We start from the raw sequence: 16,534 nt of genomic DNA, 5'->3' as shown, positions 1-16,534 counted from the left end.
CCCGACCGCAGATCGACCCTGGCATGTGGTACCAGGTACCCATGCGCCGCATCGCCCTGGTCCTCATAGCTGCTGCCTGTCTGGCGATTGTGCCACCGGTTGCATCAGGGCCCGCCGGGGCCGCGACGCCAATTGACGTCGTGGCTGTAGCCGCTGTTCCTGACGGCGACGGCTACATCATCGTCGAGAGCGACGGCGTGGTCTGGTCCTATGGCGAAGCCCCAGACCTGGGCGATCTGGCGGGCATCGGCCTGGCCCAACCGATAGTCGGCGCAGCTATCACGCCTACTGGTGGTGGTTATTGGTTGGTTGCTTCTGATGGTGGGGTGTTTGCGTTTGGTGATGCGGGGTTCTTTGGGTCGACGGGTGGGTTGGCTTTGGTTGAGCCGGTGGTGGGGATGGCTGCGACGCCTACTGGTGGTGGTTATTGGTTGGTAGCGTCCGATGGTGGGGTGTTTGCGTTTGGTGATGCGGGGTTCTTTGGGTCGACGGGTGGGTTGGCTTTGGTTGAGCCGGTGGTGGGGATGGCTGCGACGCCTACTGGTGGTGGTTATTGGTTGGTAGCGTCCGATGGTGGGGTGTTTGCGTTTGGTGATGCGGGGTTCTTCGGTTCGACCGGCGCCATCGCTCTTGACCTGCCGGTGATGTCCATGACCCCAACGCCGTCGGGACGCGGCTATCGCCTGTTCGCCCTCGACGGAGGTGAGTTCGACTTCGGCGACGCCACCTTCATCGGTTCGAACGCTGCACGCGGCGTCCGCTTCGCAGCGGCTGCCGTGACCCCCGGCGGAGACGGCCACTGGATGGTCACCGCCAAGGGTCAGCTCCAGCAGAGCGGCCTGGCACCCAGGCTCGGGGCACCTGTAGCGGGCCCGCCCACCGCCGAGGTGCCGCTCGACCAAGCCGACCTGGCGTTCGAGACCCTCGGCATTTTCGACGAGCCCGTCGCCATCCGGTCGAGGCCCGGCGATTCGTCCGGGGTGTACGTCGCCGAGAGGTCGGGCCGCATAGTGAGGTACGACATGGGTTCCGCGGTGCGCACGACCCTGCTCGACATGTCGAACCTCACCGCCACCGACAACGAACGCGGCCTGCTTGGCTTCGACTTCTCGCCAGACGGCACGAAGCTCTACCTCGACCACACCAACCTGGCCGGCAGCGTCGAACTGGCCGAATACGACCTGACCGTTTCACCCCCCACACGTCGGCTGCTGTTGACCATTCCCCAGCCGTTCGCCAACCACAACGGCGGCGACATTCATGTCACCGAAGACGGGCTGGTGTGGGCGTCTTCGGGCGATGGCGGCAGCGGGGGCGATCCGTCGAACAACGCCCAGAACCGATCCAACCTGCTCGGCACCATCTACCGCATCGACCCCACACCCTCGGCGGGGGCGCCCTATTCGGTGCCAGGCACCAACCCATTCGTGGGTGAAGCCGGGGTGCGTGCCGAGATCTGGGCCTACGGGCTGCGCAACCCTTGGAGGTTTGCGTTCGACTCGGCCACCGGCGATCTGTGGATCGCCGATGTCGGCCAGGGTTCGCGAGAGGAGATAAACCTCGAACCCGCTGGTTCGGGCGGTGGACGCAACTATGGCTGGAAGGCGTGGGAGGGCGACGTGAGGTTCTCCGACGTTGCGGCCGCCGATCCGTTCTTCCCCATCTACGCCTACGGACACGACCAGGGCTGCTCGATAACCGGGGAGTGGTGTCGCGAGGCGGGCTTGCAGCGCTAGAGGGCGTGTATCTGTTCTCCGACTATTGCAGCGGCGTGATCTCGGGTTTGCAGATCGTGGGCGGCGATGCGGTATCGGTGGTCGACCTGGGCTTGCGGGCTCCGGGTGCCGTCGCGTTCGGCACCGACCCCAATGGCGACGTGCTGGTCGCCCTGCTGGGCGGCGGTGTCCGCCGCATCATCGATAACTGACCTGGTACGCCGCGATTACCCTGGGCCACCAACGCCGAGCGGGTGCCCGGCGACGTTGTCAGGGGGAGTCGAAGTGAACGCCAAGAGAGTGCCCGTTTCCGCGCCGGGGCGGTCGCCGTGGGGCCATACAGCCACGCGATCGACTCGGACGGCACCGTGTTCTGCTCTGGGCAGACACCGCTGGACCCCGCCACGGGACAGCTGGTCGACGGGGAGTCGGCGCTCAGACGCACCGTTGTTTCGACAACCTGTTCGCCGTGCTGGCCGGCGCCGGCTTGGGCCCCGACGACGTCGTGAAGGTCAACGTCTTCTTGACCGACATGGCGACGTTCGATGAGATGAACGACGCCTACCGCACCCGCTTCGCGGAGCCGTTCCCGGCACGCACCACCATTGGGGTCGCCGCGCTGCCGCTGGGCGCACAAGTAGAGATCGAGCTGATCGCCCGCCGCTGACGACGGACCATGTTGCTGCCAGCTCAGATGCGTGGAATGCGCAAGCGGTCGCCGGTGAAGGTCTGCAGGCGGCGCAGCACCTGATCGATCTGGGCCCGGCTGACGGGTTCGGCCAGCTGGTCGAAGTTTCCCCTCAGGACAACGCCGTCGCCTTCGACCTCGATGTGTTTGATCACTCCGCGCAGCTCGCGGGGCAGGTCGAACCGCACCGATGGCAGCCTGCGCAGGCCCCGTTCGAGACGCCACCTGTCGTTGGAGGCGGCCACCGCCGAGATCATCACATGGTCCACCGCGGGTGCCAACTCGACCTCGAGATAACCCATCGCGGGCCTACCGAGCGATCTCACCCGCGGTTTGGCATCGACGATCTCGAAGCTGACGCCGACATCGGCGTCGCTGACCAATGCGGCGACCACGGCCTCGGCCAGCCTTACCTCGACCTGCACGGGAGCAGCAACGAGCACCATCGGTGTACCGGGTCGCAGATGCACGTTCTGAAGGCCAACCTTGGCCTGCGCGATGCGCACCCCGTGCAGCAACACGTCGTGCGCAGACAAGGTGATGTCGCCGAACTGGCCCACCGCGGGCCCCAGCGAGTGAACCTCGGTGGTGATGTCGTCCAGCACCAGGTCGACCCTGGTCGAACCGACCTCGACCGACAGTTCCTTGCCGACCAGATCTGACCGGGCGGCCGCAACGAGTTCGGCGAACACCTTGGCCGGAGACACACCGAACACGTCGGCCATCTGGATCATCCCGGCGGTCATGGGCTCGGCGATCCCTGGAACGATGTCGCGCCACATCGCCATGCTGTCTCGCAGCCAGTCGCGCGGGTCCTGCTGAGCCACCTTCAGCTCGCGAACCGCGGGCTGTGCGGCTGATCTCTCGGCGTGTCCATGGGGCTCCATTCCACCACAGCGAATACTGTCTGGCAGATGAGGACCTTCGTCGAGCAGGTCGGCCACTATTTCGACAGACCCTCGGTGGGAGTGCCGACGGCGCCGGTCGGTGGGCCCGCCGCCTGGACCGCCAACGATGTAGGCGGTCGCGACGTGTGGAGGCTGCCGCTGTCGTCGCCGGCGTTGGACGAGCTCGAGAGCCACGTGCACGCGGTCGAACAGTTCTCGATGCAGCCAGTTGACGCTGCACAGTTCCCGGCGCTGGCCGAGCAGGTCGAGGGCTGGCGCCACGACCTCGTCGACGGCCGGGGGTTCGTGGTGGTTTCGGGGTTTCCGGTGGATCGCTGGTCAGTTGCGCAGCGCGAGACCGCGTGCTGGATTGTCGGATGTCTCATGGGCGAGCCCGGCGGTCAGAACGCCGACGGCGATCTGTTGGGTCACGTCATCGACCTGGCCGCCGACAACCACGAGAACGAGCGGCTCTATCGCACCAACAAGAACATCGGCTTCCATTGCGACGCCGCCGATGTCGTCGGCCTGCTGACCGTGTCGACCGCACCAACCGGCGGAGACAGTCGGGTGGTCTCGTCGGTGTCGGTCCACGACCGAATGGTCGTCGAGTGCCCCGAGTTGGCCGCGCGCCTGTTCCAGCCGACGATGCTCGACAGCCGCCGCCCGCCCGGATCGCCCACCCGATACAGCGAGGTGGTGCCCTCGGCCTTCGACGGCCAGCGGCTTCGTACCTTCATGCACCTCGAGTACTTCCGCTCGGTCGAGCGCTTCGACGACATCGAACTGGACGATGTCACCAGGTGCGCCCTCGACACGTGGGAGTCGATTGCCGAGGAACCGGGGATGCATGTCGCAATGCGTCTCGAGGTCGGCGATCTGCAACTGGTCAACAACCACGCCATCGTCCACGCCCGCACCGGCTACGTCGACGACCCCGACAACCCCAGGCACCTGTTGAGGCTGTGGCTGTCACTGGGTGGCTAGTCTCTGCCGGGGGCTCATGACCAACTACGAGACATTCGATGTGCACGTCAGTGGCACGCGGTCGCAGGGATACACGGCGCGGGTTATCGCGTCGCCCGTTGGCGAGTACTCGCATACGTTCGAGCTGCCCTTCTCGGAGTTGGCGCTCGAGTCGTTCATCGTCGACATGAGCCGAAACGACGCCGACGGAGTCGAGCGGGCGGTGCGCGCCGAGTCGTTCGGCAGCGAACTGTTCGAAACCTTGTTCGACGGCGAGATGCGGGGCATGTTCAGGGCGTCGCTCAACACGGTGGCAGCGTCTGGATCGGGTCTGCGCTTGCGTCTGCGGCTGGCCGAGGCCCCAGACCTGGCCGACGTGCCATGGGAGTACTTGCACGACCGCCGTGCCGGCAGCTTCCTGGCGCTGTCGACAGCTTCGCCTGTGGTGCGCTACCTCGAGCTTCCCCACCCGCCGAAGCCCATCAGCGTCACGGCTCCGCTGCGCGCACTGGTCGTGGTGTCGAGCCCTTCGGGGTTCGAGGCGCTCGACACCGAAGCCGAGTGGGCCAGGCTGCTAGAGGCCACGACCGAACTGCGCAGCCAGGGGCGCATCGAGCTGGTCAGGTCCGAGACCGCCACGCTGGAGGCCCTGCAGGGCGCCCTTCAGCAGGGCCAGTATCACGTGTTCCATTTCATCGGGCATGGCGACTTCGAGCGGGCCGAGGGCCGGGGCGCTTTGTTGTTCGAAACCGAATTGGGCGAACCCAGGGCGGTCAACTCTGACGAGTTGGCGGTGTTGATGAGCAACCACCGCCCCCTGCAGTTGGCGATTCTCAACGCATGTGAGGGAGCGCGGAGCTCGTCGACCGACCCGTTCTCGGGCCTGGCCCAGGGTCTCATCCAGCGGGGCCTGCCCGCGGCCATCGCCATGCAGTTCGAGATCTCCGACGCCGCAGCTGTCGACTTCGCCCGCGAGTTGTACAGGTCGATGAGCTCGGGCGAGCCCATCGACGAAGCCGTCACGTCGGCACGAATCTCGCTGTACTCGGGGGGCAACGCAACCGAGTGGGCAACCCCAGTGCTGTTCATGCGTTCGCCCACGGGTCAGTTGTTCGAGGTTCTGGACGACACCGTCCCAGAGCCAGCTGCTGCGGCCGACACCACCGAACAAGACGAGCGCTACGAACGCGAACACCCCGGCACGCCACCCCTGTGGTCTCGTCGCGTCGTTCAAATGGCAGTCGTGTTTGCAGCAGCCGTTGCCGGCTGGGTTTTGTTCGCCGCTCTTTCGGGCGATGACGGCCCGCCGACGACGACCACCAGCTCCTCGTCGACCACGACCTCGGCGACAACCACCACAGCGTCACCTAGCACCTCCTCAACCACCGCGTCGTCAACCAGCACGTCGTCAACCACCACCACTGCTGCCGAGCCCGAGTTCGTGGTTGGCGGATCGTACGAGATGCCGGGGTTGATAGGTCTCGACTCGATACAAGCTGCCGCCACCAAGCTCGGCCTGGCGTGCGGCAGCGACATCTTGTTCCCCGAGCCGGCATGGGATCCCAACAACCCGGTCGCCGACGGGACGATCATCCACCAGATCCCGGCCGCAGGCTCGGTCATCGAGCTGCTCGACGGCTACTGCTCGCCGCAGGGCTTCTCGCAGACCATCACGATCTTCTACTCCGACCCCGAATACTGCAGCGCAGAAGAGGATCGCGTCGGATTGGGCTGGTGCCCCAAGCAACCACAGACCGCCCAGATGCCCACCCTGGTCGGCATGGTCAACGCAGACGCGGCCATCGCTGCACTGGTGGCGGCCTGCGGAAGCGAGCAGGTCACCGTCTTCAGCAGCTGGGACCCGCTCAGCGGGCTCCCGCCCGACGCAGTCATCTCTCAGAACCCGCCTGCTGGTACGCCGATAACCCGCGGAGATCCTTGCGTCCCCGTGCGAGACGACCTCGGAATCGGCATCTCGATCGTGGTGCAGTGCAAGACCAGCGACGAGTGCCTGCTGCCGCCCCCGTGATCGCGTGTTTCTGGCTACTCAGCCGGTGAGGATCTGTGCGAGCAGTTCGGTGGTGCGCGGCGCCGAGAAGTAGCCGCTGTGGTGCACCCCTTCGTCGAACTCGAAGCGGAAGCGATTGGCTACGTCCAGCGGAGCCGCCTCGACGCTGGGAGCCGGCACCACCATGTCGTTGGGCTCGCCCCCGAACACCGAGTCGAGAGCCTCGTTGCGTAGCCATGCGGCGAGCCCCGCAGACTCGGGCCGATAGTTGGCAGCCAGCGCGTAATACGTCGACTCGGGCAATTCGGCCCTGCCAAATCCCCTGATGAACTGGCCCTTCGGGTCCATCGACGACAGTCCGTCGAGCCCGTCCAGGATGCCGTGTCCCAGCATCTTCACAACGGCCAGCACGGCATCGATCGCCTCGCCCAGGGGTCCCAACGGCATCAGGGTCAACAGCGTGGTGTAGCGGTCCAGCAGGTTGGGCAGGTGATCGGGGGTGACGATGTCGGTGCCTCGGTTGGGGGTGCCCGCCATCACCAGCTTGCCGACCGCAACCCTCGACCGGTTGGCGTCGAATCCTGGATGCTCGCCGCACAACACCCGCCCCAACAGCCCGCCTCGGCTGTGGGCGACGATGTCCAGGTCGTAGCCGACATCGCCTGGTAGGCGCTCGAACAGGGCGGCAGCGTTCGCTATTGGGTCGACCGACATCGTCGGGTGATCGAACGCAAACACCCGACCCTCGTAGACCTGGTGAAGCCGGGCCAGCAACGCGGGATCAATGGTGCCGAAACCCGAGTGGGCCTGGCTGAAGGTGCCATGAACGAACAGCAGTGCCCGGCCCGAACCCAGCCGGCGCAGATCGTCCGAAGACAGCTCGGCATCGGTGTTGGTCGAATGGTTCTCGGGCGTGAAGGGCCTGAGCCGATAGGGCCGGCGCGCCCGCTCCCACAGCCCGGCCGACTTGGCCCCCAGGGCCCCCACCACCGGGTCGGACACCGAATAGACAAACGTCCTCACCAGTCGCATGCCCACGCCGAGGATTCCTCGGGTCGTGGCGCCCGGTTCGGGGACCGTCGGGTCGGGCGACCTCAGCACAAAGCGCTGCGTGCCGGTCGGCGAGCCCGGGTCGGGGTAATGCCAGGTGGCGACGCCGCTGTCGTCGACGGCCAGCACGACCTGGCCAACATCAGGGCCCAGGTCGTTCATCTCCAGTTCGACTGCCGCCTCGCCGCTGCTGCTGCGCAGGCGAGACGTCGACATGGCCGGCGAAGCCTCGGTGGCCAGGCTCAGCACGATCGAATCGAGTTCGGTGATCGACTCGTTATCCAGGGCAGCGGCCAAGGTTGCGGGAAACGCCGCCGGCGCCGATGACCTGACGGTTGACCCTGCGGCATGGACCTCGGCTGTGCCGACGAAACCGGGCGCGCGCAGGCGGTACTTGGGGCCCAGATCCAGCTGCTGGTGGCCACCGTCCAATCGGGTCGTCACTGCTGTGCTCCGCTGGTGGACCTGACACCGTTCAACGCAAGGTCGGGGTGCCCGTAGAAGACGTATGCGAGGTAGGTCGAGGGTGGCGCCTGGACCTCGTCGGTGGCGACGAATCGGGTGCGGATTGTGCGCAGTATCTCGGCGGGCCTGTTCTCGCTGGCAAGTCCGGAGTAGAAGTCGGTGGCCACCTCGTGGGCAACCGTGTCGTCCACCGCCCACAGCGGCCCGATGAACCCGCTGTAGCCGGCCCGCAGAAACGATCCCGCGAAGCCCCCGTACTGGTTCAGCTGCGACTGGCCCGCACCGACCCGGCATGCGTTCAAGAACACCAGCGGACGATATTCGCGGCCCGCAGCCGAGGCCTCGATCGCGAAGTGCAGCAACTCCTTGCCGTTGTTCATGTACAGCGCGTTCATGCCCAGCGGAGTCACATTGCCGTGGCAGGCGAAGTGCAGAATCTGAAACGGGTCGCGAAGCCGGGCGCCCAACACGATGTCGACCTCGTCGGCCGTGGCGCTGACGTAGGTCGCACCCAGCTGGTCGCGCAGGTACTGGCCTTCTTCCTCGGCCAGAGGCAGGCGGGCCAGACCCGAGGTGGGCTGATACTCGCCCACCACAGTCGCAATGCGGTCGATGTCAACCGTCAACTGATCAGCCATCGGGGTGCAGTGGACGTCGTCCAGAATCCACCGACCGACCCGTGCTTGGGCCGCCAGCAGCGGGGGAGCGTCGGGGGCGACTGGGGTTGCGCCGATGTCGGCGAGCTCCCACGGAACGAACGACTCGGACGTCAACAACAGCACGCTGGGGGCCTCGCCACGCTGGGCCTGCGCCGCAGACAGGCACGCCGAAACGCTCGTCCAGAACTGCGGATCGTCGACCGTGCGGGCGATTACCTTGGAGATGCCGGCGATGGTTTCGTCGATGAAGACCTCGCCGTCCTGAGAAGGGATCGTCTTCATGATCACCTCGGCGAAAGCGGCGGCATCCGACCCCAGATCTATGCCGGCGGTGACCGACCCGGCCTCGAGGTGACGCGATCTAAGGCACGCCACGAACCTGCCAGTTCCTACCTCTGCCGACGCGGTGATGATGATGGTCAGGTCGGGCTCTGGCAGGGTCGACGCGATCGACATCGAGCACGGAGGCGCCTCTGCGCCCAGCCAGCTTCCTGAGTCCATGGTCAACGTCTCATCGCCGCCGACATCGACCGAAACGCGGTGACGCACTCGACCCACCGGAAGTCCATCGTGCAGGAACAGGAAGTCGATCTCGCCGGTCGACTCGGCCCAGGCGTGGGGCACTTCCGACCTGGCAGGGTTGGTCACCATCTCGACACAGACGATGGAAACGGGCTCGGTGGCAGGGTCGAACACGAGCGTGTGCCTGGCACCGCCCTTGGCGCTGAACTCGTCAGACATCACCAGGATCTCGAGCTCTACCGAACCCTCGGTTGCCAAATCCAGCCGGGCACCTGTGGCGTCGTCGGCGTAAACGGAAACACCTACCTCGACCACGAATGCGGTGTCCGGCTGCACGCTCGCGGGCCCATCGGTGAACGGATACAGCCCTGTTTCTGGGTCGTCCGCAGCCGGTGCACCCCGCCTTGCACCCACGCTCACGGCCGAACCGCCGATGTTCGAGCCAGGCAGGCGGCGGGCCATCAAAGGCTCGGGCACAGGCTCGCCCGCGGCCAGATAACCCAATATTCGCCTGCCCTCCACGAACAGCAGACCCTGCGGGGGAGCTTCGGTGAACAAGGTGTTGGGGCCTGTGATCGCAACCGAGGGCATGCCCGCCAGGCCGAGCGCATCGGCAACGGAGGTGCCGGCCGGGGCAGTCCGCACCGCTTGGCTAACCACGCTTCGCTCGAGCACACACCAACGCGCCCCGCCCGGAGTCGGCTCTTTGATGGCGATCAGGCGAGCAGCGATCTCGTCGATCCAGCGGGCAACGTCGCCTGTCAGAGACCTCGGACTCACCGCAACGATCGACGCGTCGAGCATGGTTACCCCCTGCCCCGAACCGTGCTCAGCCGAGCACGTCTGTTTTGTCTGGTCCGTGCTCAGCCGAGCACGTCTGTTTTGTCTGGTCCGTGCTCAGCCGAGCACGTCTTTGGAAATTATGGTCTTCATGATCTCCGAGGTACCCCCATAAATGCGGGCGATTCGGGCATCGGCATATGCCCGACCGATCGGGTACTCGTTCATGTAGCCGTACCCGCCGAACAACTGCAAGCACCTGTCGACCACGCGGCCCTGCAACTCCGACGCCCACAGCTTGGCCCTGGCCGCGTCGGCCGGGCTCAACGTGCCCTCGTTCAACTTGGTGATCGACTGTTCGATGAACGGCCGGGTGACGGCGATCTCGGTCGACACCTCGGCCAGCACGAACTTGGTGTTCTGGAAGCCGGCGATCGCCTGCCCGAACGCCTGGCGTTCCTTCACATAGTCGACCGTCCAACCCAGTGCCGCCTCGGCGGTGGCCAGGCCGCTGACACCAATCGAAAGGCGCTCCTGGGCCAGATTGAACTGGAGATACTCGAGCGCCTTGCCCTCCTCACCCAGCAGGTTCGCCGCCGGAACCCTCACATCGTCGAAGAACAGTTCGGCGGTGTCGCCCGAGTGCTGGCCGATCTTGTCGAGGTTGCGGCCCCGCTCGAACCCCGGCATACCCCGCTCCAGGACCAGCAGCGACAGACCGCCCCGACCCTCGCCCGTGCGGCACACGGTGATCACCAGGTCGCTGTTGATGCCGTTGGTGATGAAGGTCTTGGCCCCATTGACGATGTATTCGTCGCCGTCTCGAACGGCGGTGGTTGCGATCGACGCCAGATCCGACCCGGTGCCGGGTTCGGTCATGGCGATGGCGGTGATCAGCTCGCCCGATGCGATGCCGGGCAACCACCTGGCCGCCTGCTCGTCGGTGCAGTATTCGACGAAATACGGCGTGGTGATGTCGTTGTGCAGCGTGAAACCACCGGGCCCCGCACCGGCCTGGGCGTACGCCAACTCCTCGTCGATGATGGCGTTGAACCTGAAGTCGTCGACACCGCCGCCGCCGTACTGCTCGGGGATCGCCATGCCCAGAAAGCCGTGGCTGCCGGCCTCTGCGAACAGGGTGCGGTCCATGATCTGGGCCTTCTCGAACTCGTCGATACGAGGCACGATGCGGTCGTTCAGGAAGCTGCGGAAGCTCTGTCGGAACAGATCGTGCTCTTCTTCGAAGATCGACATGGTTTGGGGCACTCCTCTTTCGAACCGCAACTCAAGTTACTGCGGCCCATCCGGGGTCTCGGCATCCTCGCCCCGCACCCACTCCGAATCTGGGGTCAGATGTGGGTCACGGGTGGTCGAATTCGCACCCCAGATCGGGAAGGGGAGCGTCACTTCGAATCTGGGGTCAGATGTGGGTCACCGCTGGTCGAAATCGCACCCCAGATTCGGAAGGGGACCCAGAATCGGCGGTCGAGACCCGTGGGCGCGCCTAGATACCCGACTCTGTGGCGGGGTCGCCTGCGATGCGAACGTGTTTCATCACCCGGCGTTGGGTGATGTCGTAAGGGCGGGCCCGGTGCAGCACGCAGCGGTTGTCCCACAGCACCACGTCGCCGGGCTTCCAGCGGTGCGAGATCACCCGTGGTGCCTGGCACGCCTCGTCTAGCAGAGCATCAAGAAGTCGCTCGCTGTCGGCCGGATCCATCCCCGGGATGTCGTGGGCGTGGCGTCCGGTGAACAGGGCAGGTCGGCCGGTAACCGGATGGGTCTTGACCAGTGGGCGAAGTGGAGCGGCGTCTACCTCGTATCCGTAGGCGCCTGAATACTCGCCACCAAACCCGGCCCGGCGCTGCGAATAGCGGATCGAGTGGTGGGCGGCCAGGTCGGCGATGCGGGTGCGGGTGTCTGAGTCGAGCGCCTCGTAGGCGGCTCGCATGTCGGCCCACTCGGTCTCGCCACCCTCAGCAGGGACCTCGATGGCCTGCAGCACCGCTCCCAGCGACGACACCGGCTGGTATGTGCTGTCGGTGTGCCAGCCCTCGTTGCCCAGCAGGGTGTGCATGACCGGATGGTCGGGCCCGCGCATCGAACCATCGGGTTCGACGTTGCTGATGGGAACGATCTCGCGTCCGGCGGCCAGGTGTTCGATCGGGCCGAATCGCTTGGCGAAGTCGACCTGATCGTCAGAGCTCAGGTGTTGGCCGGGAAAGATCAGCACCGCATGGTCCAGGAACGCCTGCTCGATGGCCTGCCATTCCCGGTTGCTGAGTGCCGCCAGCGATACATCGGTGACGGTCGCCCCCAGCGTGGCTTCGCACGCTTCGATCCGCATGGCGACACCGTACCCGGTGCCCAGCACCTGGTACCTAGCTGCGCTCGTGCTTGAGGCGCTTCAGGGTTCGGGCCCGCTCGCCGGCGTTCAGCACCGTCTTGCGCAGGCGCACGAAGTTGGGGGTGACCTCGACACATTCGTCGGCAGCGATGAACTCGAGCGCTTGCTCGAGGGTCAGCTTGCGAGGCGGGGTCAGGCGCACTGTGTCGTCGCTCGACTGGGTGCGGATGTTGGTGAGCTTCTTCTCGCGGCACACGTTGACGTCCATGTCTTCGTTGCGCGGGTTCTCGCCCACGATCATGCCCTCGTACACGTCGGTGCCAGGGCCGACGAAGAACGCCATGCGCTCCTGCAGCTGGGTGACCGCGTAGGGAGTGATCGGGCCGGTGCGGTCGGCATCGATGCTGCACACGACGCGGGTGCGAAGCTCGCCCATCCAGGGCTCATAGCCCTCGAACACGTGGTGCAACAGGCCGGTGCCACGGGTTTCGGTGAGGAACTCGGTGCGGAAGCCGATCAGCCCGCGGGCTGCGACCACATAGTCGAGACGAACCCAGCCGGTGCCGTGGTTGGTCATGTTCTCCATGCGGGCCTTGCGCTCGCCCAGCAACTGCGTGACCGCACCGACGTGTTCTTCGGGAACGTCGATGGTGAGGCGCTCGGTCGGCTCGTGCAGGGTGCCGTTGATCTCCTTGGTGACCACCAACGGCTTTCCGACGGTCAGCTCGAACCCCTCACGGCGCATCATCTCGACCAGAATCGCCAGCTGAAGCTCGCCTCGGCCCTGTACCTCCCACGCGTCGGGCCGGTCGGTCGGGAACACCCGCAACGAGACGTTGCCGACCAGCTCCTTTTCGAGCCTGGCCTTGACCAGGCGGGCGGTCAGCTTGTCGCCGTCCTTGCCCGCCAGCGGTGATGTGTTGACGCCGATGGTGACCGACAGGGTGGGTTCGTCGACCGCTATGACCGGCATCGGTCGAGGGTCTGCTGGGTCGGCAAGGGTCTCGCCGATGGTGACCTCCTCGATGCCAGACACCGCGATGATCTCGCCGGGACCGGCCTCCTCGACCTCGACCCGGTCGAGGTTCTCGGTCACGTACAGGCTGCCGATCTTGGCGTTCTGCACCGTCCCATCGGCCCGGCACCACGCAACCTGCTGGCCCCGCCGAATCCTGCCGTGCTGAACCCGGCACAAGGCGATGCGGCCGACGTATGGCGACGCGTCGAGGTTGGTGACCCACGCCTGCAACGGGTGGTCTGGATCGAAACGGGGCGCCGGCACCGTGCTCAGCAGGGTGTCGAAGAGCGGACGCAGGTCGGTGCCCGGTTCGTCGAGGTCGAGGGTGGCGGTACCCGCCTTGGCGTTGGTGTAGATGATGGGGAAGTCGATCTGATCCTCGTGGGCGTCGAGGTCGAGGAACAGTTCGTAGGTGTCGTCGATGACTTCCTTGATGCGCGCATCGGGACGGTCGATCTTGTTGATCACCAGCACCACGGGCAGGTTGAGGGCCAGCGCTTTGCGAAGCACGAAGCGGGTCTGGGGGAGCGGACCCTCGCTGGCATCGACCAGCAAGACGATGCCGTCGACCATTGTCAGCGCCCGCTCGACCTCGCCGCCGAAGTCGGCGTGCCCCGGCGTGTCCATGATGTTGATCTTGTGGTCGCCCAAGCGGATGGCCGTGTTCTTGGCCAGGATCGTGATGCCCTTCTCACGCTCGAGATCCATCGAGTCCATGACCCGTTCGTTGATGTCGGCGTTTTCGCGAAAGGCACCCGACTGCCACAACATGGCATCGACGAGGGTGGTCTTTCCGTGGTCTACGTGGGCGACGATCGCGACATTGCGAAGGTCTTCTCTAATGCTCAAAACTGCCTCCGGGCGGAACAGGCAACTCTACCGGCGTAGGTTCGAATAGTGCCGCTGGGCCTTGCCTTATGCTGTTGCGGTGGCAGACATCTTCGAAGTCAGTTCTCTAGCGCTCGACCGCTTGCACGAACTCGACCCGGTCCTATCGACCTTCGAGGGCGACTACGCGAACGCCTCAGAGTGGACCGACTTCTCGCCCGCGGGAACGGCCGCCGTCCGCGACTTCTGGCAGGCCCTGCGAACCGACGCCCTCGACGCAACCGCCGATGGTCGCTTCGGCACACTGGCACAGCGAGTCCTGGTCGACGAGTGCGACGTGCGCCTGGCCGACATCGACCGGCGCTGGAGTGTGCGAGACCTCAACAACATCGTGTCGCCGTGGCAGTACATACGCGAAGTGTTCTCCCAGGCACCAACCTCTAGCGTCGCCGACTGGGAAGCGATCTGCACTCCCTCGAGACCATGGACAAGGCGCTGGGCGGCTATCTCGATCGTTGAACGCGGGCATCGAGACTGGCGAGGTGCCCGCCCGCCGCCAGGTCGAGATCGCCATCGAACAGGGACGGCAGGCTGCGGGCCCTGATTCGTCGTTCGGGCCGATGCTCGACACCTTCGGCGAGGCAGTTGCCGACGACAGCGATCTGGCCCCACTGCGCCCCCGTGTGGTGGCCGCGATCGAAAGCGCCAAGCACGCCTACGCCCAAGCCACCGACTGGCTCGAGGCTCACCTGCTGCCCGCCGCCAACCCCCGCGACGCAGTGGGACACGACGCCTACGTCGCCGCTACCCGCATCTGGTTGGGCGCCGATATCGATCCGATCGCCACCTACGAATGGGGGTGGGAAGAGCTGGCGCGCCTCGGCGAAGACCTTCGTGCCGCGTGCGCCCGCATAGACCCCGACGCAACCGTCGACCAGGTCCTCGAGCGTCTGGGCACCGACCCGTCGATGTGTGCGGCCGACGCTCAGGAGTTCCTGGCGCTGATGCAGCAACGCCAAGAGCAGGCCCTCAGCGAACTCGACGGCACCCACTTCGTCGTGGACCCGCGCATCCGCACCCTCGAGGTCAAGGCTGCCCCGCCCGGCGGGGCCGCGGCTCCGCACTATTCGGCGCCCTCGGAAGACTTCTCGCGACCCGGACGGGTCTGGTACCCGATGGAGGGGCGCACGACCTTCCCGCTCTTCGAGGAGGTCACCACCGCGTACCACGAAGGCTTCCCCGGCCATCACCTACAGGCCGGCACCGCGTTGGCTCTCGGTGACCAGTTGTCGCGGTTCCATCGCATGTCGATCTGGCACCCGGGGTCCGGCGAGGGGTGGGCGCTCTACGCCGAGCGGCTGATGGGCGAGCTGGGCTACCTCGACAAGCCCGAGTACGAGGTCGGATTGATCATGTCCCAGACGCTGAGGGCGTGCCGGATCGTCATCGACATCGGCTGCCACCTCGAGCTGACCATCCCCGATGGTTCGCCCGTCGGCGCCGGCCAGACCTGGAGCTACGAGCTCGGTGTCGAGATGATGATGAAGGTCGCACACCAGACCAGGCACATGTCCGAGTCCGAGATGGTGCGTTATCTGGGCTGGCCCGGGCAGGCGATCTCGTATCGGGTCGGCGAGCAGGTCATCTTGGACCTGCGCGACGAGTGGGTGGCCAAGAACGGTGCCGACGACCTGCCGCGCTTTCACAACGAACTGTTGTCGATAGGTTCGGTCGGCCTCGACTTGACCCGCGACCTGGTTCGCCAGGTCATGTAGGTGCGCCAGATGACCGAGGCCGACGCCGTTGCGTCATCGCCTGGCCCGATAACCCGAACCTCGTTGGTGGCCGACCTGTCGGCCCTCGGTGTTCGAGTCGGGTCGGTGCTGATGGTTCACTCGTCACTGTCGTCGTTGGGCTGGGTCGTCGGCGGAGCCCAGACCGTGGTGCAGGCGCTGCTGGACGTGGTGGGGCCAGAAGGCACCATCGTGATGCCCACCCAGACCGGGCAGCTGACCGATCCGGCCTTGTGGTCGAATCCGCCCATCCCCGACGAATGGGTCGACGAGGTCAGGGCCAACATGCCCGTGTTCGACCCTGCGCTGACCCCCACCAGGGCCATGGGGCAGATCGTCGAGGTCTTCCGCCATGTCGCAGGTGTGGTTCGCAGCCCGCATCCGACGGTGTCGTTCGCCGCGTGCGGGCCCAGGGCACACCAGGTGTGTTCAGAACACCCGTTGACGAATCAATTCGGCGAGTCATCGCCCTTGGCGCGCATGTACGAGCTCGATGCAACGGTGCTGTTGCTGGGGGTCGGTCACGGTAACAACACTTCACTTCACCTGGCCGAAACGCGAGCGGAGTGGCCCTCGAAGTCGCTCAGCGCCGACTGCGCGAAGGTCATGGTCGACGGTGTGGCGACATGGGTCGACTTCGACGAGCTGCGGCCCGATGAGTCCGACTTCGACGCCATAGGCGACGCGTTCGCTGCGACCGGGCGTCAGATCGAGGGGCGCGTAGGTCAGGCCACCGCGCTGCTGATGCGCCAGCGCGACATCGTCGACTTCGGCGTCGGGTGGATCAGCGCGAACCGCCGCTGACCGC

General features: G+C 65.9%; 14 protein-coding genes. 8 read left to right on the top strand and 6 right to left on the bottom strand.

What is annotated here, in order from left to right:
- The first annotated feature begins 41 nt into the window (after positions 1-41).
- The 3 genes from R2770_20585 to R2770_20575 all read left to right on the top strand — a co-directional run bounded on the left by R2770_20585 (position 42) and on the right by R2770_20575 (position 2,382).
- Positions 42-1,736 (top strand): PQQ-dependent sugar dehydrogenase, encoded by a 1,695-nt coding sequence (locus R2770_20585; GenBank protein MEZ5282863.1) that lies wholly within the window; start codon positions 42-44, stop codon positions 1,734-1,736.
- Positions 1,709-1,927 (top strand): hypothetical protein, encoded by a 219-nt coding sequence (locus tag R2770_20580; GenBank protein MEZ5282862.1) that lies wholly within the window; start codon positions 1,709-1,711, stop codon positions 1,925-1,927. The genes R2770_20585 and R2770_20580 overlap by 28 nt, the downstream gene beginning before the upstream one ends.
- A 125-nt stretch (positions 1,928-2,052) precedes the next feature.
- Positions 2,053-2,382 carry a Rid family hydrolase gene (locus R2770_20575; protein ID MEZ5282861.1) on the top strand — a complete coding sequence of 110 codons (330 nt, stop codon included), beginning with the start codon at positions 2,053-2,055 and terminating at the stop codon, positions 2,380-2,382.
- A gap of 23 nt (positions 2,383-2,405) precedes the next feature.
- On the opposite strand, the gene R2770_20570 is transcribed toward R2770_20575, so the two are convergent.
- The gene (locus R2770_20570; protein ID MEZ5282860.1) at positions 2,406-3,290 is read right to left on the bottom strand and encodes a hypothetical protein; all 885 of its coding nucleotides are present in this window, start codon (positions 3,288-3,290) and stop codon (positions 2,406-2,408) included.
- Between the two features lie 27 nt (positions 3,291-3,317).
- Between R2770_20570 and R2770_20565 the strand changes: the two genes are divergently transcribed.
- Entirely contained in the window at positions 3,318-4,277 is a 960-nt protein-coding gene (locus R2770_20565) for a TauD/TfdA family dioxygenase (GenBank protein MEZ5282859.1), read from the top strand.
- Between the two features lie 16 nt (positions 4,278-4,293).
- Positions 4,294-6,285: a CHAT domain-containing protein gene (locus R2770_20560; protein ID MEZ5282858.1), complete on the top strand. Its 1,992-nt coding sequence runs from the start codon at positions 4,294-4,296 to the stop codon at positions 6,283-6,285.
- A gap of 18 nt (positions 6,286-6,303) precedes the next feature.
- On the opposite strand, the gene R2770_20555 is transcribed toward R2770_20560, so the two are convergent.
- The 5 genes from R2770_20555 to typA form a co-directional block, all read right to left on the bottom strand.
- A complete protein-coding gene (locus tag R2770_20555) occupies positions 6,304-7,758 on the bottom strand; it encodes an alpha/beta hydrolase (GenBank protein MEZ5282857.1) in 1,455 nt (484 codons plus the stop codon).
- Positions 7,755-9,764: a CHAT domain-containing protein gene (locus R2770_20550; GenBank protein ID MEZ5282856.1), complete on the bottom strand. Its 2,010-nt coding sequence runs from the start codon at positions 9,762-9,764 to the stop codon at positions 7,755-7,757. The genes R2770_20555 and R2770_20550 overlap by 4 nt, the downstream gene beginning before the upstream one ends.
- Positions 9,765-9,857: 93 nt before the next feature.
- Positions 9,858-10,994 (bottom strand): acyl-CoA dehydrogenase family protein, encoded by a 1,137-nt coding sequence (locus R2770_20545; GenBank protein MEZ5282855.1) that lies wholly within the window; start codon positions 10,992-10,994, stop codon positions 9,858-9,860.
- A 250-nt stretch (positions 10,995-11,244) separates the two neighbouring features.
- Positions 11,245-12,087, bottom strand: coding sequence for a TauD/TfdA family dioxygenase (locus tag R2770_20540; GenBank protein ID MEZ5282854.1), 843 nt, complete (start codon positions 12,085-12,087; stop codon positions 11,245-11,247).
- A gap of 34 nt (positions 12,088-12,121) precedes the next feature.
- Complete coding sequence (gene typA, locus R2770_20535) at positions 12,122-13,954, bottom strand: translational GTPase TypA (GenBank protein ID MEZ5282853.1); 1,833 nt, start codon at positions 13,952-13,954, stop codon at positions 12,122-12,124.
- A 79-nt stretch (positions 13,955-14,033) separates the two neighbouring features.
- Here typA and R2770_20530 point away from each other — a divergent pair, with 79 nt between their 5' ends.
- The 3 genes from R2770_20530 to R2770_20520 are packed head-to-tail and all read left to right on the top strand — an operon-like array spanning position 14,034 to position 16,530.
- Positions 14,034-14,537: a DUF885 family protein gene (locus R2770_20530; GenBank protein MEZ5282852.1), complete on the top strand. Its 504-nt coding sequence runs from the start codon at positions 14,034-14,036 to the stop codon at positions 14,535-14,537.
- Entirely contained in the window at positions 14,476-15,708 is a 1,233-nt protein-coding gene (locus tag R2770_20525; GenBank protein MEZ5282851.1) for a DUF885 domain-containing protein, read from the top strand. Before R2770_20530 ends, R2770_20525 begins: the two co-directional genes overlap by 62 nt.
- Before the next feature lie 9 nt (positions 15,709-15,717).
- Positions 15,718-16,530, top strand: a complete 813-nt coding sequence (locus R2770_20520; GenBank protein ID MEZ5282850.1) for an AAC(3) family N-acetyltransferase — start codon at positions 15,718-15,720, stop codon at positions 16,528-16,530.
- Positions 16,531-16,534 lie beyond the last annotated feature (4 nt).

This window comes from Acidimicrobiales bacterium, assembly GCA_041394185.1.
GTDB lineage: Bacteria > Actinomycetota > Acidimicrobiia > Acidimicrobiales > Poriferisodalaceae > JAAETH01.
The sequence above is the reverse complement of the archived record's forward strand: the minus strand, read 5'-3'. Positions and strand labels throughout refer to the sequence as shown.